Origin of the sequence: Shewanella sp. Pdp11 (genome assembly GCF_002838165.1) — a bacterium.
Classification (GTDB): domain Bacteria; phylum Pseudomonadota; class Gammaproteobacteria; order Enterobacterales; family Shewanellaceae; genus Shewanella; species Shewanella hafniensis.
The window spans coordinates 537,524-560,257 of record NZ_CP015194.1; the positions used below are offsets into that span (position 1 = coordinate 537,524).

The 22,734-nt window shown below is 47.3% G+C and carries 17 protein-coding genes, 1 tRNA gene and 3 rRNA genes; 8 read left to right on the top strand and 13 right to left on the bottom strand.

What is annotated here, in order from left to right; genetic code table 11:
- Positions 1–186 precede the first annotated feature (186 nt).
- Entirely contained in the window at positions 187–2,526 is a 2,340-nt protein-coding gene (locus tag AYJ58_RS02540; protein ID WP_198555573.1) for a TOTE conflict system archaeo-eukaryotic primase domain-containing protein, read from the bottom strand.
- A 155-nt stretch (positions 2,527–2,681) separates the two neighbouring features.
- On the opposite strand from AYJ58_RS02540, the gene AYJ58_RS02545 reads away from it, so the two are divergent.
- Together AYJ58_RS02545 and AYJ58_RS02550 are read left to right on the top strand one after the other, a co-directional pair.
- Complete coding sequence (locus AYJ58_RS02545; protein ID WP_232790850.1) at positions 2,682–3,263, top strand: DUF6088 family protein; 582 nt, start codon at positions 2,682–2,684, stop codon at positions 3,261–3,263.
- A complete protein-coding gene (locus AYJ58_RS02550; protein WP_106648705.1) occupies positions 3,260–4,327 on the top strand; it encodes a nucleotidyl transferase AbiEii/AbiGii toxin family protein in 1,068 nt (355 codons plus the stop codon). Before AYJ58_RS02545 ends, AYJ58_RS02550 begins: the two co-directional genes overlap by 4 nt.
- Before the next feature lie 544 nt (positions 4,328–4,871).
- On the opposite strand, the gene AYJ58_RS02555 is transcribed toward AYJ58_RS02550, so the two are convergent.
- From AYJ58_RS02555 to AYJ58_RS02570, 4 genes are all read right to left on the bottom strand, one after another.
- Positions 4,872–6,056 (bottom strand): NAD(P)/FAD-dependent oxidoreductase, encoded by a 1,185-nt coding sequence (locus AYJ58_RS02555; protein ID WP_106648707.1) that lies wholly within the window; start codon positions 6,054–6,056, stop codon positions 4,872–4,874.
- A 186-nt stretch (positions 6,057–6,242) separates the two neighbouring features.
- Positions 6,243–7,259 (bottom strand): NAD(P)H-dependent glycerol-3-phosphate dehydrogenase, encoded by a 1,017-nt coding sequence (gpsA, locus tag AYJ58_RS02560; protein WP_106648709.1) that lies wholly within the window; start codon positions 7,257–7,259, stop codon positions 6,243–6,245.
- A gap of 4 nt (positions 7,260–7,263) precedes the next feature.
- On the bottom strand, positions 7,264–7,749 hold the full coding sequence (gene secB, locus AYJ58_RS02565) for a protein-export chaperone SecB (RefSeq protein WP_006083777.1): 486 nt from the start codon (positions 7,747–7,749) through the stop codon (positions 7,264–7,266).
- 295 nt (positions 7,750–8,044) lie between these two features.
- A complete protein-coding gene (locus AYJ58_RS02570; RefSeq protein WP_106651729.1) occupies positions 8,045–8,479 on the bottom strand; it encodes a rhodanese-like domain-containing protein in 435 nt (144 codons plus the stop codon).
- 267 nt (positions 8,480–8,746) lie between these two features.
- On the opposite strand from AYJ58_RS02570, the gene gpmM reads away from it, so the two are divergent.
- From gpmM to AYJ58_RS02590, 4 genes are read left to right on the top strand one after another with little or no spacing between them, the layout of a single operon-like run.
- Entirely contained in the window at positions 8,747–10,291 is a 1,545-nt protein-coding gene (gene gpmM / locus AYJ58_RS02575; protein ID WP_106648711.1) for a 2,3-bisphosphoglycerate-independent phosphoglycerate mutase, read from the top strand.
- A 10-nt stretch (positions 10,292–10,301) separates the two neighbouring features.
- Entirely contained in the window at positions 10,302–11,435 is a 1,134-nt protein-coding gene (locus AYJ58_RS02580) for a murein hydrolase activator EnvC family protein (protein ID WP_106648713.1), read from the top strand.
- Between the two features lie 32 nt (positions 11,436–11,467).
- Positions 11,468–12,676, top strand: coding sequence for a S41 family peptidase (locus AYJ58_RS02585; RefSeq protein WP_106648715.1), 1,209 nt, complete (start codon positions 11,468–11,470; stop codon positions 12,674–12,676).
- Positions 12,677–12,685: 9 nt separating this feature from the next.
- Complete coding sequence (locus tag AYJ58_RS02590) at positions 12,686–13,441, top strand: divergent polysaccharide deacetylase family protein (protein WP_106648717.1); 756 nt, start codon at positions 12,686–12,688, stop codon at positions 13,439–13,441.
- Here the strand turns inward: AYJ58_RS02590 and AYJ58_RS02595 are convergent.
- The 6 genes from AYJ58_RS02595 to AYJ58_RS02620 form a co-directional block, all read right to left on the bottom strand.
- Positions 13,416–13,871 carry an Rrf2 family transcriptional regulator gene (locus AYJ58_RS02595; protein WP_106648719.1) on the bottom strand — a complete coding sequence of 152 codons (456 nt, stop codon included), beginning with the start codon at positions 13,869–13,871 and terminating at the stop codon, positions 13,416–13,418. The two genes, AYJ58_RS02590 and AYJ58_RS02595, sit on opposite strands and share 26 nt — an antisense overlap.
- Positions 13,872–13,893: 22 nt before the next feature.
- Complete coding sequence (locus AYJ58_RS02600) at positions 13,894–14,148, bottom strand: YkgJ family cysteine cluster protein (RefSeq protein WP_006083785.1); 255 nt, start codon at positions 14,146–14,148, stop codon at positions 13,894–13,896.
- A 344-nt stretch (positions 14,149–14,492) separates the two neighbouring features.
- Positions 14,493–14,569, bottom strand: a tRNA-Asp gene (locus tag AYJ58_RS02605).
- Positions 14,570–14,605: 36 nt separating this feature from the next.
- A 5S ribosomal RNA gene (rrf, locus tag AYJ58_RS02610) occupies positions 14,606–14,721 on the bottom strand.
- Positions 14,722–14,950: 229 nt separating this feature from the next.
- Positions 14,951–17,853: ribosomal RNA gene (locus tag AYJ58_RS02615) — 23S ribosomal RNA — on the bottom strand.
- Between the two features lie 366 nt (positions 17,854–18,219).
- Positions 18,220–19,762: ribosomal RNA gene (locus tag AYJ58_RS02620) — 16S ribosomal RNA — on the bottom strand.
- Together the 16S, 23S and 5S rRNA genes with 1 tRNA gene alongside form the textbook arrangement of a ribosomal RNA operon.
- Positions 19,763–20,321: 559 nt before the next feature.
- On the opposite strand from AYJ58_RS02620, the gene AYJ58_RS02625 reads away from it, so the two are divergent.
- A complete protein-coding gene (locus AYJ58_RS02625) occupies positions 20,322–20,870 on the top strand; it encodes a gamma carbonic anhydrase family protein (protein WP_006083786.1) in 549 nt (182 codons plus the stop codon).
- Between the two features lie 134 nt (positions 20,871–21,004).
- Here AYJ58_RS02625 and AYJ58_RS02630 read toward each other — a convergent pair whose 3' ends face one another.
- Positions 21,005–21,280, bottom strand: coding sequence for a DUF1488 domain-containing protein (locus AYJ58_RS02630; protein WP_106648721.1), 276 nt, complete (start codon positions 21,278–21,280; stop codon positions 21,005–21,007).
- A gap of 5 nt (positions 21,281–21,285) precedes the next feature.
- On the bottom strand, positions 21,286–22,134 hold the full coding sequence (gene aroE / locus AYJ58_RS02635; protein WP_106648723.1) for a shikimate dehydrogenase: 849 nt from the start codon (positions 22,132–22,134) through the stop codon (positions 21,286–21,288).
- A gap of 152 nt (positions 22,135–22,286) precedes the next feature.
- Between aroE and AYJ58_RS02640 the strand changes: the two genes are divergently transcribed.
- A complete protein-coding gene (locus tag AYJ58_RS02640; RefSeq protein ID WP_106648725.1) occupies positions 22,287–22,724 on the top strand; it encodes a group II truncated hemoglobin in 438 nt (145 codons plus the stop codon).
- Positions 22,725–22,734: the final 10 nt, after the last annotated feature.

A 22,734-nucleotide genomic window follows, 5' to 3' on the forward strand; every position in this document is an offset into this window, starting at 1 on the left:
ACCTAAACGACTAGCTTAAGCCACTATACATGTTTCAACTCTTACTCAGCGCTTAGCTTACTTCAGTTCTTCCGGGTTGGCAGGTAGACGCAAAATCCTCACCTGTGGCGTTGAACAAAGATACCGATAGAAATTAACAGCTATTACAGACACTTATTGAAAATAAATGCCTAACCCCCTCCGCCTTTACAAGTCTAAACACAAATTGTTCTGCGGTAGCTCAGCATGCTTATCTAAAATCTGATACCCCATCGCGGCATAACCTTTCGCCCTCTTTTGGTACATTCGGCAGAGCATTGGCAGCGAAGTATCGAGATAATCAAATACAATCACGCGATCTTTTCCCTCAAACTGCCTTTGTATTCTCCCTACATATTGAACTAATGAGCCTTTCCAAGATATGGGCATAACAAGAAATAAGGTATCGAGCTTAGGTAAATCAAAACCTTCCCCAATATATTTCCCTGTTGCAACAATAACTTGAGCACTATTCAACATTCCCATAGCAAGCTTTCGTTCTTTAGTGCCCATAGCCCCACGCAAAAGCAAGACATGGATCCCTCTTTTTGATAATAAATGACCCAATAACTCAGCGTGCTCTCTTCGCTCAGTCAGGACAATGGGGTGTCGTTGCTGCGTAATAGCGGCAAAAATATCATCAACTATAATGTCATTTCGTTGCTCGTTATTTGCGAGCCAACGATATACATCTGCAATATGCGGCCGACTTCCGGCACAGGTGAGCTCTGATGGTACTTCAAATTGCAATTTTGACAGCCTGACCTGTTGTACAAAATTATTCCCCTGATTCGCAACAACATGCCTGATTGGGCCCGCTTGCATAAAAATTATCGGCTGATGACCGTCCTGACGGTGAGGCGTGGCAGTGATCCCCAAAACATATTTAGCATGAACTTCATGCAGCAGTCTTTCATAGTTGGGAGCAGAAATATGATGGCACTCATCAATAATGACGTGACCATAGTCATAAATAATAGGATCAACACTATTATCCTTTCGACTAATCAAACTTTGATAAGTCGCGATATCGATTTGGCCGGTAAATTTGCGTTTCCCACCTCCCATTAAACCGACTTCACAACCCGTCAGAAAAACAGCTAATCGTTCTTTCCATTGATCCAATAACTGCCGACTGTGTACTAACACTAAGGTGTTCACTTTACGTCTGTGGATCAAGCCTATTGCAGCAACGGTTTTGCCAAAAGCTGTTGGGGCATGCAATATACCGATATCATGCTTTGCCAATACTTCAACGGCTGTCTTTTGATTTTTTCTCAGCTCACCGTTGAACACTAACCCCTTTAAGATGGTCCCTTGCTGGCGCTTATCTTCCAACTCAATCTCAATCGAATGATCTTTAAGCAAGCTAGACACTTCATCAAAGCAGCCACGAGGCAATGCTAAATAATCGTTTTCAACTTCAGCCAAACAAATAAAGCGCGGGATCCCATTGGTTGAAAATCGTAATGCCTGAGTTCTAAAAAACACCGGATTTGAAAAACTCGCAATACGCTTGAGTTTTGCCAACAATGCCAGCGGTAAGGCATCAATACGAATATATAAACGATTAGCCACAACGAGAGTCAGCCTCTGCGGACACCCCGCTACCACTTCTGTGCTTTTAACAAAATTGCGTAACCAAGGTACTCTGTTTGCGTCAGGCTTTACACCTTGCTTACCATCAAGAATGATATTTAATTGAATATCGGTTAGTTTCTTAGTGGATGCTAAATAGGCCCATTGATCGACATAAGGCGCAAAAAAATCATCAATAAATACGCTATTTCCTTGTTGTCGAGGGACATTTTGCAAAGGAAGAGCGATCAAATTACCAAAGCCACCAATGGGTAAAACATCCTGATTAGGGAACAGCCGATCATAAGATTCAAATGACAACCCAGCATGATATTCCATTGCTTTATCAAGCAAGATAAAACCCAATTGCCTCGCAGCTGAAGCGGATACTGGGGTTTCAAAAAATACCCAAATATGAGCACCATTTCCAGATCGAGAGCGTTCCACACTAAAAGGAACACCTAGCTCCCGACAAGCTTGTCGAAAAGCAGAAACTGCCTCTTGCCAATCTGACTTATCAAAGTCTGCCGCGAGTAACCAACAACGATTATCTTCCAGTAGGGGGTATAAACCTAACGTTTGACGACCTGAAAGATGATCATATATAGCTTGTCGGTCTAACAACTTAAATGCTTGGTTGACGCATTCAGTACACTTAATTTTTGGTTTATGACACTTATCTTGTTGCCACTCATTATGGCAACTCACTGAGTACCCGCTACGTCCTTGCTGGTTCTGCCAGCGGTTAGCATAGATATCTTGTCGTCCCCGAAAAAGCGCCATATAGATATCGATTTTCTGAGAAGCGCTTAAGTGCAATGTGCCAAGATCAGCGTCGAGTAATATAGAGCGTCTTGCCAACAATATTTCACGCTCTCTTGCTAACTCGTCCAGCCTTGCATCAATTGCCCTTAACTCTTCAGCAAACATACTCTCTCCACCAATCATATCTAAACCAATTTATCCTGACGCAAAGTTAGCTGTAAACCACATAATTAATGAGCTACAATAAAGTCACATCAATAATATCTGTCAGGATTAAAGCTTTGTCAGTGTCAGCGTTAGTTGCCAATAGACTATCTCGAATGAAACGAGGCGTCCCATTTTCTATAGAGAACTTTTATTCTCTAGGCACGACGACATCTGTTCAAAAGGCAATGAGCCGACTAGCACAAACAGGGGAAGTGGTTCGTGTGGCAAAGGGGTTCTATTCCCGCCCCAAACCCTTACCTAGCATTCCGTCTATCAAGATTACGGCAAAGGCAGAAGACGTCGCGCAGACATGGGCACGGACTCATCACTATAAAATAGCGCCTCAAGGACTCGAATCGGCTTATCGACTTGGCATGCAAACGCAAGCGCCCGTTAAAGCCGTATATTGGACGACAGGACCCAGTCGTGAGTTCCATGTTGGTCATCAAACGGTACAAGTCAAACATACGACAGAAACCAAATTACAGTGGATAAATAAGCCAGAGGGAACCTTATTGAGAGGCTTGCTCTCTTTATCGCCGGAACACACTTCTGTCGCGACCCTGCTTATGGCAATAAAGCGTTTAAATCTTCGCGAAAATGAAGCAATTGAGGTTATTCGAAAACTCAGTAACAGCCCAATATTGAAAATGTGGCATTCCAAGTTACATCAACTAGAGAGCAACCTCAGATGATGAGCATTTTTGACTGGTACGCAGATAAATCCAAACATCCGGAACTCGCCACCATGTTTGAATATGCCGCTCAGCAACATGAGCATGGCTTAGTGGCTAACTTTTTAGAAAAGGATGTTTGGGTGGCTGAAATACTCCGCCTACTTTATGACGAAAGGCTGCTCGGAGACTGCTCTGTAGCCTTTAAAGGTGGAACCGCACTCAGTAAATGCTGGGGGGCTATTGAGCGATTCTCAGAAGACATTGATTTATCTATCCACTGGGCTGATTTATCTGGGTTATCTGAAGAGGATGAGTTGACCGCGTGGAAAACAAGCACTCAAAGCACTAGCCAAAATAGAAAGTTTAGAGATGCTCAACAAAAACGCTTAGTGCAGTGGAGCAATAACTTAGTTGAAACACTGAATGCTCGATTCGCCCAGTACAACATAGCAGGGCTCTGCGCCAACGTTGAGCCTGACTCTCATGGTGAAAAAATTGATATCCATTTCCCGCGAGTCACCCATAGCGCTAATGACTATCAACTTGATCATATACTATTAGAATTTGGTGGTAGAAATCGCGGCAAACCAACGGAAGTCATCGATGTCGCATGCTACATGGATAGCATTACGGCTTTCCAATCCTTGGCATTGCCCAAAGCAAAAGTGATGGCATACCAGAGAGACTTTATTCTTTGGGAAAAATTAACGGCACTCCATCAATTTGCCACCCAAGAAAAGGAGCCCAATCCAAACAGACTCGCTCGACATTGGTATGATGTCGATTGCCTGTTAAGGATGGGATTTGCAGATCCTTATAATACGCCAGAGGCGATGCTGGCCGTCATCGAGATGAAAAAATACCGCTTCGCAAACCCAGGCGTCGATTACGAAAAAATCCTTCAAGGACAGCTAACACTTATCCCAACACCTAAAAGATTAGACGAGATCGCCAAGGATCACGCCCAGGCTATCGCGGGAGGGATGTTTTTTACCACCCCGGCATCGTTTGACAGCATAGTGACGCGCCTTAACGTCATACAAAACGAACTCAATCAGCATTTTGCTGCATTGCTCAAGTAGCATGAGCCTATGTGATCCGTACCGCTGGGGATCCATCACACTCACTCAGATATAGCTGTCGAGCAGAGTCTATTCATTATCTTTTTATGGATTGTAGCGACGGGTTGAACGGACCAAAGGTGGTTTTGCTAACGAGAACGGTTTATTCAAGCTGCTTTACGCGGGTATATTGAAGACATCAGAGCGCTGGACGCATCCCATCCAAAATTGTAATTTGACACTGTCACAACCGGAAGTAGAGAGCTGTATGCACAATTAAGTGCAAATTTTCTGGTCTTGAAACCGGACTATTCGCTAGCAACAGCTCAAATTGAAAACGCTCCAAATGTGGTCGATTTCCGAACGAATAAGCTATTAGCGGCAAAGTGGAAAAAGACGAAACATTGATAATCAGCTTTATTTAAACCCATAAAAACGAAGATGTTCCTTTTACCTTTTAAATCAATGTTATAAGGTAGATTCTATCAATTTATACAAAAAAATTGTCTTCGTTGAGTTCAAATAGTCTTCGTTTTAATTTCATCACTCTTATGCAAGATATGCGCTACACCGCTTGTCCTGCGGCGACGCCGGATGCCCAGGCCCATTGAAAATTAAACCCTCCTAACCAACCACTTACGTCCATCACTTCACCGATAAAGTAGAGTCCTGCGACTTTGCTGGCTTCCATGGTTTTGGATGACAGCTCATTACTATCAATACCACCTAAGGTCACTTCGGCGGTGCGGTAGCCTTCGGTGCCGTTCATCAATACTGTCCAGTGGTGTATATCATCCACCAGTGTTGCGCGCTCGGCGTGCACTAGCTGATTTAACGCTTTATTCAACAGGGCTTCATCGAATAACACTTCCACCAGCCGTTTAGGCAACCATTGGCTGAGGGTGTTGCGCAGGCTTTGTTTTGGATGTGCGGCGAGCTGTTGCTCTAGCAATTGCGCCAAATCCATATTCGGCAAAAGATCGATTTCTATGGTTTCGCCCGCTTTCCAATAGTTGGAAATCTGCAAAATTGCGGGGCCAGATAAGCCACGGTGAGTGAATAGCAGCGCTTCGCTAAATGCAGTGCCATCTTTGGCGGTAATGCGGCTCGGCACTGCGATGCCAGACAAAGGCTCGAAACGAATTTTATCTTCACTGTGCCATGTAAAAGGCACCAGACCCGCGTGAGTTGGCAATACTTTGAGGCCAAACTGCTCGGCCAGTTGATAACCGTAAGGCGTGGCGCCGAGTTTAGGCATGGATAAGCCGCCCGTGGCGATAACCAGTGAGTCGCAGCTCAGTTCGCCGTTAGAGGTGTTGAGCTCAAAGCGCCCTGCTTCGGTCTTTTTAACGGCCAGAATATCGGTGCGCAGCTTAATGGTCACGCCCGCCCATTCACACTCGGTCAATAGCATAGTGACTATCTCTTTAGCCGAGTCATTGCAAAACAGTTGGCCGTGATCGCGTTCATGGTATTCAATGCCGTGACGCTCGACCATTTCAATAAACTGCTGCGACGGATAACGCGCGAGTGCCGACTTAACAAAGTGGGGATTACCACAGAGGAAGTTAGCGGGCTCGACTTTAAGGTTGGTGAAGTTACAACGCCCGCCGCCGCTGATGAGGATTTTACGCCCCGCCTGCTTGGCATTATCGAGTACCAGTACATCACGGCCTCGGTAACCTGCGGTCGCTGCACACATTAATCCCGCGGCGCCGGCTCCGATAATAATGACATCATGATGTTTCACGCTCTTACTCCACACAGATAAATTGATTGGTATTGGCTGCCAACGGGCAATTTGATGACTTGCGAACCTTTAGCAAGCAAGTCATGCAACAGCTAAACGGAGCAAAGATAAGCTCAAACGCTAGACACAAAAAAGGGCGCTATTTTAGCACCCTTTCTTTTATTCAGCATCATCACGGCTCGCGGTTTATTGCGTAGGCGTTTCTGATTTCTTTTCTCTGCTGAGCAATTCTTTCGCGGCGTCGACGGGCGATTTACCTTGGTACAAGACTTGGTAAATCTGCTCAGTGATTGGCATTTCAACCCCAAGGCGTTTCGCAAGCGTAAACACTTCCTTGGTATTGCGATAACCTTCAACCACTTGGCCGATTTCAGCCTGTGCTGTCATCACATCGCAACCTTTACCTAAGGCTAATCCGAAACGACGGTTACGGGATTGGTTGTCGGTACAGGTCAACACTAGGTCGCCTAACCCCGCCATGCCCATAAAGGTGGCCGCATTGGCCCCTAAGGCTTCGCCTAAACGCGTCAATTCGACTAAACCACGGGTGATCAAGGCCGTTCTGGCATTGGCACCAAAGCCGATACCGTCGGACATGCCCGCGCCAATCGCGATCACGTTCTTTACCGCGCCGCCAAGTTGCAGTCCGGTAAAGTCGTCGTTGGCGTAAACCCGCAAACGTTTAGGGCTGTGTAACAGCTCAACAAGATCGTTAGTGAATTTAGGACAAGTGCCCGCAACCGAAATGGCCGTAGGTAAACCCATGGCGAGTTCTTTCGCAAAGGTCGGCCCAGATAACACCGCCAGCGGATATTGCTCACCTAACACATCACGGGCCACATCTTGCAGCAAACGTCCGGTTTCAGGTTCGAGCCCTTTCGTTGCCCATACGATGCGCGCATCGCTACGGAGTAACGGTTTAGCTTGCTCAAGCACAGTACCAAACACATGGCTTGGTACTACCACTAACACATTGTTACTGGCAGCTAAGGCTTTAGCTAAATCGGCTTCGATCTGTAAACAATCAGGAAACGCAATACCAGGCAAAAACGCTTGGTTGCACTTGTCTTGAGCGAGCGTTTGCATGTGGGCAGCATCGTGTCCCCATAACAAGGTCTTATGACCATTGCTGGCTAAAGAAATGGCAAGGGCGGAGCCATAAGAGCCCGCCCCTAATACCGTGATATCGGCAGAGTTTTTCATGTAATTAAGCGTTAGCTTCTTCGGCAGCTGGTGCAGTCGCAGCAGCTTGACGTTGTTGCACGTATTGGGCAAACAGCGCGTCGAAGTTAACTGGTGCTAAGTTCAGTTGTGGGAAAGTACCACGACCGACTAAGCTGCCCACGGTTTCGCGAGCATATGGGAATAGGATGTTAGGGCAGTATGCACCTAATGAATGTGCCAGTTGTGGCTCAGTCAGACCAGTGATAGAGAAGATACCAGCTTGTTGTACTTCACATAGGAAAGCGGTATCGCCACCGTTTTGTGCCGTTACCGTTAAAGACAGGACAACTTCATATACATCGTCAGCTAATTTAGCGCTGCGCGTGTCTAAATCTAACTTAACTTCTGGGTTCCATTCTTTTTGGAATACAGCTGGGCTGTTAGGCGTTTCGAAAGACACATCTTTAGTGTAAACACGTTGGATGTTGAATTGTGGGGCTTGTTGTTCGTTGTTTGCTACTTCAGCCATAATTTCCTACCTATCCTATCAATGTTGTATCGGCTTTTCGTTGAAAGCCAATTATTATTTGAAAGCCAATTCATCTTTGAATGTAAATTGGCCCGGGGCTTATGTTACTCAAGGCCTGTATCAGATCTCGGTATCATCCCAACTTTCACCCATATTCGGGTATCGATCGAACCAGTCTAAAAACTTACATTAAGCCCTTAGCGACCGCAGGATCAGTATGCCAAACAATGATGACTTTATTACTGCACTATCCGGTGGATTGAGTGCAGCTTAAATCATAACTGCCGCCGACAACTTATCTTTTGCTTTTTGAAACAGGCATATTTGCTGCCTGCCATTCACCCATACCACCTTTTAAGTTGTACAGGTTTTCAAAACCTTGCTTACTCAAAAGCTGAGCGGCTTGAGACGAGGTCATGCCAGCATTGCATACCAATATAATGGGACTCGCTTTATACTTTTCAAGGGCAGATATCTGATTATTTTTAATATCTGCTAGCGTAACGTTAATTGCATCAACAATATGCCCCTTGCGGAACTCATCACTTGAGCGCACATCAACCACTTTAGCGTCCTGTCTGTTCACCATAATCGTCAGTTCTTGGTGAGAAATACTTTTGATCTTTGACATGCTCGATTTGATGAGACTCGCAACAAGCACAACAAATAATCCCACCCAAGCCAGACTGAGCATTGAGTGAGCTTTAAAAAATTCGATATATTCTTGCATGATGATTGCCCGCATAAATGGCGAAAATTCGATAAGGGCACAGAGTATACCGATTGCCTTGGCAGATTGCAGCAGTTTAGTCACAGTTCGAGATCGCACTTTTAGCGCAATTGGTCCAGCACTTGTCACAAGCCACTCACAGAATCGGGCGAATTAGTGATTCGATGACCTTAATCGGGGTAAAGCGCTTTTTCATACCCAGCTAACGTAGTAATATTTGACCAATTTCAGATTTCTATCGCTTCTATAAAACTTAAAGGTATCACTATGACGACAGCTAAACGTCCGCTCGCGTTGTTGATCCTCGATGGCTGGGGCTACCGTGAAAACACGCATAACAATGCGATTTTCCACGCCAACACTCCGGTACTCGACCGTCTCAACGCTCAATATCCCCATAGTTTGATTTCAGGTTCTGGCTTAGATGTAGGCTTACCTGATGGCCAGATGGGAAATTCTGAAGTTGGCCACATTAACTTAGGCTCTGGCCGTGTGGTTTATCAAGAACTCACTCGCATCAGTAAAGCCATTGCAGATCATGAGTTTGAACAAAATCCAGCCCTGTGCGATGCGGTTGATTCAGCCATTAAAGCCGGCGGCGCAGTGCACATTATGGGTCTGCTTTCTCCCGGTGGCGTTCACAGCCATGAAGAACATATCGAAGCTATGTGCCGCATGGCCGTTGCCCGTGGCGCGACAAAGGTTTATCTGCATGCTTTCCTCGACGGCCGTGATACACCACCGCGCAGCGCTAAAGGCAGCTTGAGCCATTTTGATGATCTGTTTACTACATTAGGCCATGGCCGTATCGCCTCGATTATTGGTCGTTACTTTGCAATGGACAGGGATAATCGTTGGGATCGCGTCTCGCAAGCCTACGATTTGATCACCCAAGGCAAGTCCAAATTCCAATACGACAATGCCGTTACAGCATTAGAAGCGGCTTACGAGCGTAACGAGAACGACGAGTTCGTCTCTTCATCGGCAATTACCGATGCCGACGGCCAAGTTGCCACCTTGCAAGATGGCGATGCACTGATATTTATGAACTTCCGTGCTGACCGTGCCCGTCAAATCACCCGTAGCTTTATCAATCCAGATTTCGATGGTTTCGAGCGTGCTGTCGTGCCGAAAATGCACTTTGTTACTCTGACTGAGTATGCCGGCGACATCACAGCGCCTATCGCATATCCATCTGAAAACTTGGTGAACACCTTAGGTGAAGTGCTGCAAAAACAAGGGCGTACTCAACTACGTATCTCTGAAACGGAGAAATACGCCCATGTGACTTTCTTCTTCAACGGCGGCAAAGAAGAGCCATTCGAAGGTGAAGATCGCATCCTAATCAACTCACCTAAAGTGGCGACTTACGATCTACAGCCTGAGATGAGTTCAACTGAACTCACCGACAAGTTAGTGGCGGCGATTGAATCGACCAAATACGACGTGATCATCTGTAATTATCCCAATGGCGACATGGTCGGCCACACGGGTAATTTCGATGCTGCGGTGAAAGCCTGTGAAGCAGTTGACGCTTGTATCGGCCGTGTAGTGAATGCGCTGGCGAAGGTTGGAGGTGAATGCATCATTACCGCCGACCATGGTAACGCCGAGCAAATGACTGACGAAACCACAGGTCAGGCGCACACAGCCCACACCAGTGAACTGGTACCTTTCGTCTTTGTGGGCCGCGATGCGACCATAGATGAAGGTGGTAAACTCAGCGATGTCGCACCGACCATCTTGACTTTGATTGGCGAAGCCATACCTGCAGAGATGACGGGCAAGCCCTTAATCCACATAAAAGAGTAACCGTTACCTAGTGAGAACTCGACTCCTTGTTAAAGCCAGCATTATTGCTGGCTTTATGATGTTATCTTTCTCGGCCAACGCTTCTGATTTGGAGAAGCGTCAGTCCGAGTTGAAATCAATCCAATCGCAAATAAATCAACAACAAAGCGCATTAAAAACCACAAGTAAGCAAAGAGAAAAATTGCTGTCATTGCTGCGTAGCGATGAAGAAGCGATTGCGTCAGCGGCCAAAAAAGTCAACAGCACTAAAAATAGTTTAGCGCAAATCGACACTAAACTGACCGAGCTGAAACAACGTCAAGATGAGTTAGAAACGCTAAAAGTGAGTCAGCAACAGACACTGTCGAAACAGCTGTCGAGCGCCTATCTTGCCGGTAATCACGATTACACTAAGATGATGCTCAATCAGCAAAGTCCTGCCACTATCGAGCGTATGTTGGCTTATTACCAATACCTCAATAAAGCGCGGATGAAGTCGATCAACGAATTAAAGCAAACCTTGACCGAGCTAGATCAGATCAAGGTGTTGCAAACGACTAAGCAAAAGCAATTAACCAAACTCGTGGCCGAACAACAGGTCCAAGCCAAACGTTTGAGCCAAGAGCAAGCTCAGCGACAACTGACCATCAAAGAGCTGCAACGCACCTTAAACTCTAAGGGCGCAGAGCTTGAACAGTTGCAAATTGAAGAGGCGAGCTTAAAGCGCGTGGTCGAACAAGCGCTGCGGGCCATGAAAGACAATCCTTCAATGGAAGGTTTTGGTAAACAAAGTGGCAAACTCAAATGGCCAACTAAAGGTCGCGTCAGTGCCAGCTTTGGCAGCCAACGTTCCGGCCAAGTGGTGTGGAAAGGCACTATGTTATCCGCGCCAGAAGGGCAAAATATTCGAGCCGTTTCAGGTGGTAAGGTTATTTATGCCGACTGGTTACGTGGTTTTGGTCTGGTGATGGTCATCGATCATGGCAAAGGTTATATGAGCCTTTACGGCCATGCTCAAACCCTATTAAAAAGCCCTGGCGACATGGTAAAAAGCGGCGAAGCGATAGCTTTAGTCGGACGTTCGGGTGGACAGAGCGAGGCTGGCCTATACTTTGAAATAAGGCACAAGGGGCAAGCCGTCGATCCAGCGAAATACTGTCGCTAATCATAACGGTCCCCTCATCACAGGGGACGGCTATGAAACACATGATCCGCTATATCAGTTGCGTTGGATTAGGCCTGACTTTGGGCCTATCCATCAGCCTCTCTGGTCAAGAAAATGCTAAGTCCTATCGCAGCGATTTTGACTATCCGTTACTGCAAGATGTGCTTGAAACTGTTGAAACTTATTACGTAAAAACCGTTTCAAAAGAAGAGTTAGTGCAAGCGGCAATCAAAGGTATTTTTGAGCACTTAGATCCCTATTCCAGCTTTTTGAATCACCAAGAATTACTCGATCTCAAAGACTCCAATCGCGGCGAATATTTTGGTTTCGGCTTCGAAGTCGCAACCCAAAATGACCACATCAACATTATCGCTCCCTTCGCCCATTCCCCTGCAGAACAAGCGGGAATGCGCGCGGGCGACATTATCGTTAAGCTCAACGACACACTGGCGACCGAGACGAACCTCGCCAATATTCTCGCCGAGATAAAAAAACATAGCCTAAGCAATCAAAGTATTAAGCTAGTGCTCAAGCACAGCAATGACGATGCAACCTTTGAGGTGTCACTCAAGCCGAGTACTATCACTATCGAATCTGTCACCACTCAACTGCTTGATGGCAATATTGGTTATGTCAGATTAAGTAGTTTCCAAGAAAACTCGACCGAAGATATGGTGCGTTCACTTAGCCAATGGCAAAACAAACCGCTCGCCGGACTCATCTTAGATTTACGTAATAATCCCGGCGGCCTGCTCGACCAAGCAGTTAAAATTGCCGACCTATTTCTTGCTAAGGGCCGCATAGTCTCAACCTCTGGCCGCTTCTTCGATGCCAACTCCGACTACTATGCCTCGCCACAAACCATGCTGACTAACGTGCCCATGCTAGTGTTGATCAACAAAGGTTCGGCCTCTGCATCCGAAGTGCTCGCCGCCGCACTGCAGGAAAATGGGCGCGCTAAGCTGTTAGGCGAGACCAGTTTTGGTAAAGGTACAGTACAAAGCCTGATCCCTATCTTAGATGACGGTAACGCGATAAAACTCACCATTGCTCAGTACAACACCCCCAAAGGCGAAAACATTCACAACATAGGAATCGTCCCAGACATAAAAATTGCCGCAGAAACTGGTTCCGGCGCGGGGAATTTGGCTATAATCGACGCCCTATCCGTCCATGCCTCTCTGGCCCAAGATCATCAAGTGACCTCAGCCATTGCATGGATACAGCATCATGACGAATAAGAAGAAACTGTGCGCTTACTTTATTCCTTGGCCCTATTGGCCCTAAGCATTTCTCAAAGTCATGCTGCCCAGATTGCCCTCATTATTGATGACATAGGTTATCGTCATACCGATCAAGCCGTGCTGGCACTGCCCAGCACAGTGACACTCTCAGTGTTGCCTCATACTCCTCTTGGTAAAGAACTCGCAAATGCTGGTCATAAAAAGGGCCACGAAATCATGCTGCATCTGCCTATGCAGGCGCTTAATGGTAAAGCGTTAGGGCTGGGGGGATTGACCAATACTATGACTGAGGCACAAATCCGCGCCAGTGTTGTCGATGCGATTAACAGCGTCCCTTTTGCTAAAGGTGCCAATAACCACATGGGGAGCCTATTGACTCAACTCGATGATCCTATGCTGTGGGTGATGGAAACCCTCAAGCAAAAGCATTTGTATTTTGTCGATAGCATGACAACAAGGTTCACTAAGGCAGGAGAGACAGCGGATCAGTTAGGCGTGCCGTTATTAAAACGCCAACTGTTTTTAGACAATGACATCAGTGCAAAAGCACTCGAAAGACAATTTAGCTTAATGATAAGTCAGGCACATACTCAAGGTAACCTAGTGGCAATTGCCCATCCTTATCCAGAAACCATGCGCTTCTTAAAGGCCAATCTACAAAGACTAAAAACCGAGGGGATTGATCTAGTACCAGCATCAAGCTTACTCCCCATCGACATTGCACACAAAAATGGAACTAATCCAGCTGTAACACTGAGATAGACATGTCAGGCAGCAAGGCAAGTAACTCATCACTATTACTCACAATATCCAGCAGAGTAAATTGATCGAGCACATTCAAATAGGCTTCAACTGCTTGTGCTAACACGCCTTTCAACTTACAAGCTGGCGTGAATCGGCAGTAAGGTTTACTGCAATCAATCGGCGCTAACGAGTTTTCTAACACCCGAACTAACTGACCTAAGTTAATCTCACTCGCAGGCTTACCCAAACGGAAACCGCCCATCTTGCCGCGAATGGTTTCGAGGTAACCCATCTTGCCTAAATGATGCACTATCTTAGAGACATGATTTGGAGACAGATCAAATACCTGAGTAATTTCGGCAATTCTAAATAAAGTGGTTCTGTCTGGCTGAACCGCCAAATACATCAAGGTTCGAACGCCAAAATCGGTATAACGAGTTAACTGCATATTTCACCTGTCAGCGATAAACTTAATGAGAGGTTTGAGCTTCGAGTTGGGTAATCAACCACAGCGCCTCTTCGTTTGAATGACCACACACATCTTCAGATGCATCGAAATCACTACAAACCGCGGGACGATCGGGCGAGCCGAAGATCAAACATAAATTGGCATCACTCAGCTGCACACAACGCTCACCTGCAGCCTTACCATTTGGCATACCAGGAATACCGCTGCTAATTGAAGGCGCAATACAGCAAGCACCACACCCAAGACGACAATTCATTTTCGTTACTCATGAAAGACATAAGGCATTATACCGTTTAATTTGTCCGAGATCAGTGTCACAGGTCAATACTGCCAAGTCGCGCACAAGCGTCATTCAGTGCGTGAAAGACATAATATGGATAAAGTGGGACGAACTTAGACAAAAATAGGTTGAGATTTAAGTTTACTACGAATGAGTTGCAACCTTTAAAAAGACTTTCATTCTATACAGGTAGAGACGATGAACTCATGAACGCGACGCGGGGGTGGGCTAGATCCTTGCAAAAAAGCCGCGACAATAGAAATAGATAAATTCCAGATACGAAAAAGCCCTAACATTGCTGTTAGGGCTTATCGAAATGTTGGCGGAGCGGACGGGACTCGAACCCGCGACCCCCGGCGTGACAGGCCGGTATTCTAACCAACTGAACTACCGCTCCTTTAACTTAACGTTTGCACATTAAGCTAAATTAGGCGCTTGGCGATGACCTACTCTCACATGGGGAGACCCCACACTACCATCGGCGCGTTTGCGTTTCACTTCTGAGTTCGGGATGGGATCAGGTGGTTCCACAAGGCTATTGTCACCAAGCAAATTCTTACTGGTTAATTGTCCGTCTGACGGCATTGTCTCCTTGCTACTGTGCTCATGTACTAACGTACACTCCGCGCCTCGCTCGTCACGGCTTTGTCAGCCTAACAATTTCCTGCGTAATTAACCTTTTAATTAAAATTTGAAAAGCTGATTTGCTTTGAGTCTTTCACTTTATCAAGTGTCGATATTCTGTCTAAGTTCGCTTAGCAAAACCCATCTGGGTTGTATGGTTAAGCCTCTCGAGTCATTAGTACATGTTAGCTCAACGCCTCACAACGCTTACACACCATGCCTATCAACGTCCTAGTCTCGAACGGCTCTTTAGAGGAATTAAATTCCTAGGGATGACTCATCTTAGGGCTCGCTTCCCGCTTAGATGCTTTCAGCGGTTATCGATTCCGAACGTAGCTACCGGGCAATGCCATTGGCATGACAACCCGAACACCAGCGGTTCGTCCACTCCGGTCCTCTCGTACTAGGAGCAGCTCCCTTCAATCATCCAACGCCCACGGCAGATAGGGACCGAACTGTCTCACGACGTTCTGAACCCAGCTCGCGTACCACTTTAAATGGCGAACAGCCATACCCTTGGGACCGACTTCAGCCCCAGGATGTGATGAGCCGACATCGAGGTGCCAAACACCGCCGTCGATATGAACTCTTGGGCGGTATCAGCCTGTTATCCCCGGAGTACCTTTTATCCGTTGAGCGATGGCCCTTCCATTCAGAACCACCGGATCACTATGACCTACTTTCGTACCTGCTCGACGTGTATGTCTCGCAGTTAAGCTGGCTTATGCCATTGCACTAACCGTACGATGTCCGACCGTACTTAGCCAACCTTCGTGCTCCTCCGTTACTCTTTGGGAGGAGACCGCCCCAGTCAAACTACCCACCAGGCACTGTCCCTAATCCCGATAAGGGACCTAGGTTAGAACATCAAAACTACAAGGGTGGTATTTCAAGGACGACTCCATCATGACTAGCGTCACAACTTCAAAGTCTCCCACCTATCCTACACATGTAGGTTCAATGTTCAGTGCCAAGCTATAGTAAAGGTTCACGGGGTCTTTCCGTCTAGCCGCGGGTATACGGCATCTTCACCGCAATTTCAACTTCACTGAGTCTCGGCTGGAGACAGCGTGGCCATCATTACGCCATTCGTGCAGGTCGGAACTTACCCGACAAGGAATTTCGCTACCTTAGGACCGTTATAGTTACGGCCGCCGTTTACCGGGGCTTCGATCATGAGCTTCTCTTGCGATAACCCAATCAATTAACCTTCCGGCACCGGGCAGGCGTCACACCGTATACTTCCTCTTGCGAGTTTGCACAGTGCTGTGTTTTTGATAAACAGTTGCAGCCACCTGGTATCTGCGACTCCCGTCAGCTTAGAGAGCAAGTCTCATCACCAACAGGAGCGTACCTTCTCCCGAAGTTACGGTACCATTTTGCCTAGTTCCTTCAGCCGAGTTCTCTCAAGCGCCTTGGTATTCTCTACCCGACCACCTGTGTCGGTTTGGGGTACGATTCCCGCTAACCTGAAGCTTAGAAGATTTTCCTGGAAGCATGGCATCAACTACTTCAGTCCCTTAGGACCTCGTCATCAGCTCTCAGTGTGTACATCAAAGTACGTGTCCCCGGATTTGCCTAAGAACACCACCTACCACCTTAAACGCGGACTACCAACGCCGCGCTAGCCTAGCCTTCTCCGTCTCTCCATCGCAGTTAGCGGAAGTACAGAAATATTAATCTGTTTCCCATCGATTACGCCTTTCGGCCTCACCTTAGGGGTCGACTCACCCTGCCCCGATTAACGTTGGACAGGAACCCTTGGTCTTTCGGCGAGGGGGTTTTTCACCCCCTTTATCGTTACTCATGTCAGCATTCGCACTTCTGATACCTCCAGCGTGGGTTACCCCTTCACCTTCAACGGCTTACAGAACGCTCCTCTACCGCGCACAGTAAACTGTGCACCCGTAGCTTCGGTGACTAGCTTAGCCCCGTTACATCTTCCGCGCAGGCCGACTCGACTAGTGAGCTATTACGCTTTCTTTAAATGATGGCTGCTTCTAAGCCAACATCCTAGCTGTCTAAGCCTTCCCACATCGTTTCCCACTTAGCTAGTACTTTGGGACCTTAGCTGACGGTCTGGGTTGTTTCCCTTTTGACGACGGACGTTAGCACCCGCCGTCTGTCTCCCGAGTAGTACTCATTGGTATTCGGAGTTTGCAAAGGGTTGGTAAGTCGGGATGACCCCCTAGCCTTAACAGTGCTCTACCCCCAATGGTATTCGCTCGAGGCGCTACCTAAATAGCTTTCGAGGAGAACCAGATATCTCCCGGTTTGATTGGCCTTTCACCCCCAGCCACAAGTCATCCGCTAATTTTTCAACATTAGTCGGTTCGGTCCTCCAGTTGATGTTACTCAACCTTCAACCTGCCCATGGCTAGATCACCGGGTTTCGGGTCTACACCTTGCAACTAAACGCGCAGTTAACACTCGGTTTCCCTACGGCTCCGCTATTCGCTTAACCTCGCTACAAAATGTAAGTCGCTGACCCATTATACAAAAGGTACGCAGTCACGGTCTCAAGAACCGCTCCCACTGCTTGTACGTATACGGTTTCAGGTTCTATTTCACTCCCCTCACAGGGGTTCTTTTCGCCTTTCCCTCACGGTACTGGTTCACTATCGGTCAGTCAGGAGTATTTAGCCTTGGAGGATGGTCCCCCCATATTCAAACAGGATGTCACGTGTCCCGCCTTACTCGTTTTCATCAATGGTTAGTTTTCATGTACGGGGCTATCACCCTGTGCCGCTGTGCTTTCCAACACATTCCACTAACACCCCACTGACTTAAGGGCTAATCCCCGTTCGCTCGCCGCTACTAGGGGAATCTCGGTTGATTTCTTTTCCTAAGGGTACTTAGATGTTTCAGTTCCCCTCGTTCGCCTCGCAACACTATGTATTCATGTTGCGATAACAGCTTATGCTGCTGGGTTCCCCCATTCGGACATCGTTAGCTCAAATGCTTGTTACTAGCTCGCCAACGCTTTTCGCAAGTTACTACGTCCTTCATCGCCTCTGACTGCCAAGGCATCCACCGTATACGCTTAGTCGCTTAACCATACAACCCAAATGAGTTTCACTCACCTGAGTCGCACTGCGACCAGCTTGGTTTTACTTGTCTCACTTCTGACCAAAGAAGTGGACGCGCCTTAGACGTAAACTATCCAATAAAGAATAATTTACTTTTGAATATTCAAGACACTTAATAAAGTGTTTGAGAACTCATGATGCAAACGTTTCCACGTTTACATCGGTTTGTAATTAATCACATGACAGACTCATGCAATTAAATACTATCAGCTTTCCAAATTGTTAAAGAACAATGCTAACCGGCTCGCGGCGCATTCAGCTCTGACTTCTCCTAAGAGAAGCTAAACAAGCAATCTGTGTGAACACTCAACAAACATTAAGTTAGTCGTATAGGTAAGGAGGTGATCCAGCCCCAGGTTCCCCTAGGGCTACCTTGTTACGACTTCACCCCAGTCATGAACCACAAAGTGGTGAGCGCCCCCCCGAAGGTTAAGCTACCCACTTCTTTTGCAGCCCACTCCCATGGTGTGACGGGCGGTGTGTACAAGGCCCGGGAACGTATTCACCGTGGCATTCTGATCCACGATTACTAGCGATTCCGACTTCATGGAGTCGAGTTGCAGACTCCAATCCGGACTACGACGAGCTTTGTGAGATTAGCTCCACCTCGCGGCTTTGCAACCCTCTGTACTCGCCATTGTAGCACGTGTGTAGCCCTACTCGTAAGGGCCATGATGACTTGACGTCGTCCCCACCTTCCTCCGGTTTATCACCGGCAGTCTCCCTAGAGTTCCCACCATTACGTGCTGGCAAATAAGGATAGGGGTTGCGCTCGTTGCGGGACTTAACCCAACATTTCACAACACGAGCTGACGACAGCCATGCAGCACCTGTCTCACGGTTCCCGAAGGCACTAAGCTATCTCTAGCGAATTCCGTGGATGTCAAGAGTAGGTAAGGTTCTTCGCGTTGCATCGAATTAAACCACATGCTCCACCGCTTGTGCGGGCCCCCGTCAATTCATTTGAGTTTTAACCTTGCGGCCGTACTCCCCAGGCGGTCTACTTAATGCGTTAGCTTGAGAGCCCAGTGTTCAAGACACCAAACTCCGAGTAGACATCGTTTACGGCGTGGACTACCAGGGTATCTAATCCTGTTTGCTCCCCACGCTTTCGTGCCTGAGCGTCAGTCTTTGTCCAGGGGGCCGCCTTCGCCACCGGTATTCCTCCAGATCTCTACGCATTTCACCGCTACACCTGGAATTCTACCCCCCTCTACAAGACTCTAGTTCGCCAGTTCGAAATGCAATTCCCAGGTTGAGCCCGGGGCTTTCACATCTCGCTTAACAAACCGCCTGCGCACGCTTTACGCCCAGTAATTCCGATTAACGCTCGGACCCTCCGTATTACCGCGGCTGCTGGCACGGAGTTAGCCGGTCCTTCTTCTGTAGGTAACGTCACAGCAATGGTGTATTAAACCATTACCTTTCCTCCCTACTGAAAGTGCTTTACAACCCGAAGGCCTTCTTCACACACGCGGCATGGCTGCATCAGGGTTTCCCCCATTGTGCAATATTCCCCACTGCTGCCTCCCGTAGGAGTCTGGGCCGTGTCTCAGTCCCAGTGTGGCTGATCATCCTCTCAGAACAGCTAGGGATCGTCGCCTTGGTGAGCCATTACCTCACCAACTAGCTAATCCCACCTAGGTTCATCCAATCGCGGAAGGCCCGAAGGTCCCCTCCTTTCCCCCGTAGGGCGTATGCGGTATTAGCAGTCGTTTCCAACTGTTATCCCCCTCGACTGGGCAGATCCCTAGGCATTACTCACCCGTCCGCCGCTCGCCACCTCAGAAGTAAACTCCCTTGTGCTGCCGCTCGACTTGCATGTGTTAGGCCTGCCGCCAGCGTTCAATCTGAGCCATGATCAAACTCTTCAATTAAAGTTTTGTTGCTTCCGTCTTGCGACTTCAGCGGCTCAATGAATTCTGATTTTTTGTTTCTCGCTAAAAGAAACAAACTGTACATATTGCTATGAACACTCATTGTTACATTGATTTAAATTTTTGACTGCCAACCCGAAGGCTAAGCAGTTTCGATTAACTCAACACCTGTGAGTGTCCACACAGATTTCTTGTTTTATCTTGTTAAAGAGCAACTCAATATTCGTAAGAGAACTTGAGCACCACACTGAGCGCCGAACGCTTCCAGTTGGCTAGGGCTGCGTATTCTACGCATTTCCCGTTTCGCGTCAAGGAGTATTTTTCAAATACTTGCCGCGCTTGAATTAAATGCTTAAAAGCTACTCAATTCAACCTAACTCGTCAGCTGGCTTTCGCTGTCTGCCGTGTCAGTGGATGCGCATTATAGGGAGATTGAGAAAGTGCGCAACCCCTATTTTTAAGATAATTGTCATTTTCTCACTGTTCGTTGGATATTTGACCTGACCAGCTAGTTTTTAACCTTTATAATGCAAAAAACCACTCAATTAGGGACTTTTCTATGTCAGGGCCACTCAGAACTTACCAAGGTATTCATCCTCAATTAGGCAATAATGTGTATGTAGATGAAGCTTCGGTGCTTGTTGGCGATATTGCGTTAGATACTGATGCCAGTATTTGGCCTATGGTGGCGGCGCGTGGTGATGTTAACCATATTCGTATTGGTAAGCGCTCGAACGTGCAAGACGGTAGCATATTGCATGTGACGCGTAAGTCAGCTGCTCGTCCCGATGGTCATCCACTGATTATTGGTGATGATGTGACTATTGGTCACAAAGCGATGCTTCACGGTTGCAAAGTCGGTAACCGAGTATTAGTGGGCATGGGCGCGATTATTCTCGACGGTGCGATTTTAGAAGATGATGTGATCTTAGGTGCGGGCTCTTTAGTGCCACCGGGCAAGGTATTACAAAGCGGCTATTTATATGTAGGCAGCCCAGCTAAGCAGGCTCGTCCATTAACACCTGCCGAAATGGCCTTTTTGCCAGAATCTGCCGACAACTATGTCAGACTGAAAAATGAATACTTAGTTGAGTTACAAAACATCTAGTCACTTCGCGCTAATCTCTTATAGTTAGTAGCTTAGTATCACTATCGCTATATAAGAAAGGCGGTAGAGACTTAATCAGTCTCTACCGCCTTTTGCTATTCGCTGATTCAAAAAACTATCTGAGTCCGATAAGTTTAGCCTAAGTGTACTGCGCCAAACTCATCAAACTCTTCGGCTTCAATTAAGTTTTCTGCCATTTCTTCGGCATCAAATCTCACCGCATCAAACAATGCCAGCATAGCGGCGGCTTCATCGGTGCTCGGCTGCTTGGAGAAATCATTCAGCTCGGCCAACTTATTCGCACTGATATAACACTTGATGTTCATCCCCTGCGACTGAGCGATGAAACAGATCTGTCCTTGAGCATCGTCCCAATATTGCAGATCGGGGAAAAGAATACTTTGATTCATGCTTCCTACTTAGGCTCTGCCATTAGTTTATCCCTCAAAAGATTTAATACCACTTGAGTGTCGGGCTCGATACCTCGCCATAAGGTAAAACTCTTAGCCGCTTGTCCGACTAACATACCTAGCCCATCAATGACTTTCGTCGCACCTTGGGAGAGTGCCCATTGGTTAAACGCGGTGACAGAGGCGCCATACATCATGTCATAACACACTGTTTGGGTGGTGATGATATGTGCTGGCAAAGGTGGCAACTCGCCCGCAAGACTCGCCGAGGTTGAATTGATAATGATATCGAACTCGCCCGCAAGCTCATTCATTTCTACGGCGGTGACTCTATTTGCGAAAGCGCCGTTATCTACAGAAGTAAAGATATCGACCAAAAGCTGCGCCTTCCTGTGGGTGCGATTGCTGATGGTCAGCTGCGCAATCCCTGCATTTAATAACGGCAGAACACAACCGCGCGCCGCGCCACCAGCACCAATAAGTAACACGCGCTTATCTTGCAAGCTGCCTAAGTTAGCGATGAGATCGGCCACCAGCCCTAAGCCATCGGTGTTATCACCGCGAATAGTGCCATCGGCCAATAAACTTAAGGTGTTTACCGCGCCAGCAAGCTTGGCCTCTGGGCTGAGGCTGTCACACAGCGCAAAAGCTTGCTCCTTAAAAGGCACTGTCACATTAGCGCCCTTGCCACCCGCATTGAAAAACGCCGTCAGTGAGGCTTCAAAACCATCGACCGGAGCGAGAATGGCTTCATAGGTTAATAACTCTTGGGTAGGCGCGGCAAATTGTCCATGGATGAACGGCGATTTACTGTGGCTAATTGGATTGCCAAACACTGCGTATCTGTCTGTCATAGCGATATGAAATTTTAGGTTCAATGGCTTTGCAGTCTACCGCGCTTTTGAGCCCACGCAAGACGAATTATGCTCAACTAAATTTCACGCTGGGTTTCACGCTATAATGCGCCATCGGCTCAATACACTCTATTTAGTGAACGACTATTCCAATGAACTGGCTTAAAAAGATTTTTAGTAAACACACTCCACCGCAGGATGATCGCGATCCGAGTCAATCTAACGCCTATGACTTAATCGGCGGCGAACAGGTAATCCGTGCTATCGCAAAATGCTTTTATCAAAAGATGGCAAGCTCGGCAGAAACGACAACTCTGCTTGCCATTCACAGGGCACCCATTGCGGAGTCTGAACAAAAGTTGTTTGAATTTTTAAGTGGTTGGCTCGGCGGGCCGCAGCTCTATCAGCAGAAATATGGTCATCCTGCATTGCGAGCACGACACATGCATTTCGCCGTCGATGAGGCGATGCGCGATCAATGGCTGTTTTGTATGAAATTTGCGATTGAAGAGAATATTAAAAAGCCAGAGCATCGAGCCGCCATCTTTGAGGCGATTTCAACTCTGGCCGATCATATGCGTAATCAATAAAGTGGACATC

Excerpts from the sequence above, each read along its gene's own strand:
- AYJ58_RS02540 (WP_198555573.1), bottom strand. The coding sequence starts at position 2,526 with ATGTTTGCTGAAGAGTTAAGGGCAATTGATGCAAGGCTGGACGAGTTA.
- AYJ58_RS02545 (WP_232790850.1), top strand. The coding sequence starts at position 2,682 with ATGAAACGAGGCGTCCCATTTTCTATAGAGAACTTTTATTCTCTAGGC.
- AYJ58_RS02550 (WP_106648705.1), top strand. The coding sequence starts at position 3,260 with ATGATGAGCATTTTTGACTGGTACGCAGATAAATCCAAACATCCGGAA.
- gpsA (WP_106648709.1), bottom strand. The coding sequence starts at position 7,259 with ATGAAAAACTCTGCCGATATCACGGTATTAGGGGCGGGCTCTTATGGC.
- secB (WP_006083777.1), bottom strand. The coding sequence starts at position 7,749 with ATGGCTGAAGTAGCAAACAACGAACAACAAGCCCCACAATTCAACATC.
- AYJ58_RS02570 (WP_106651729.1), bottom strand. The coding sequence starts at position 8,479 with ATGCAAGAATATATCGAATTTTTTAAAGCTCACTCAATGCTCAGTCTG.
- gpmM (WP_106648711.1), top strand. The coding sequence starts at position 8,747 with ATGACGACAGCTAAACGTCCGCTCGCGTTGTTGATCCTCGATGGCTGG.
- AYJ58_RS02585 (WP_106648715.1), top strand. The coding sequence starts at position 11,468 with ATGAAACACATGATCCGCTATATCAGTTGCGTTGGATTAGGCCTGACT.
- AYJ58_RS02595 (WP_106648719.1), bottom strand. The coding sequence starts at position 13,871 with ATGCAGTTAACTCGTTATACCGATTTTGGCGTTCGAACCTTGATGTAT.
- AYJ58_RS02600 (WP_006083785.1), bottom strand. The coding sequence starts at position 14,148 with ATGAATTGTCGTCTTGGGTGTGGTGCTTGCTGTATTGCGCCTTCAATT.
- AYJ58_RS02625 (WP_006083786.1), top strand. The coding sequence starts at position 20,322 with ATGTCAGGGCCACTCAGAACTTACCAAGGTATTCATCCTCAATTAGGC.
- AYJ58_RS02630 (WP_106648721.1), bottom strand. The coding sequence starts at position 21,280 with ATGAATCAAAGTATTCTTTTCCCCGATCTGCAATATTGGGACGATGCT.
- aroE (WP_106648723.1), bottom strand. The coding sequence starts at position 22,134 with ATGACAGACAGATACGCAGTGTTTGGCAATCCAATTAGCCACAGTAAA.
- AYJ58_RS02640 (WP_106648725.1), top strand. The coding sequence starts at position 22,287 with ATGAACTGGCTTAAAAAGATTTTTAGTAAACACACTCCACCGCAGGAT.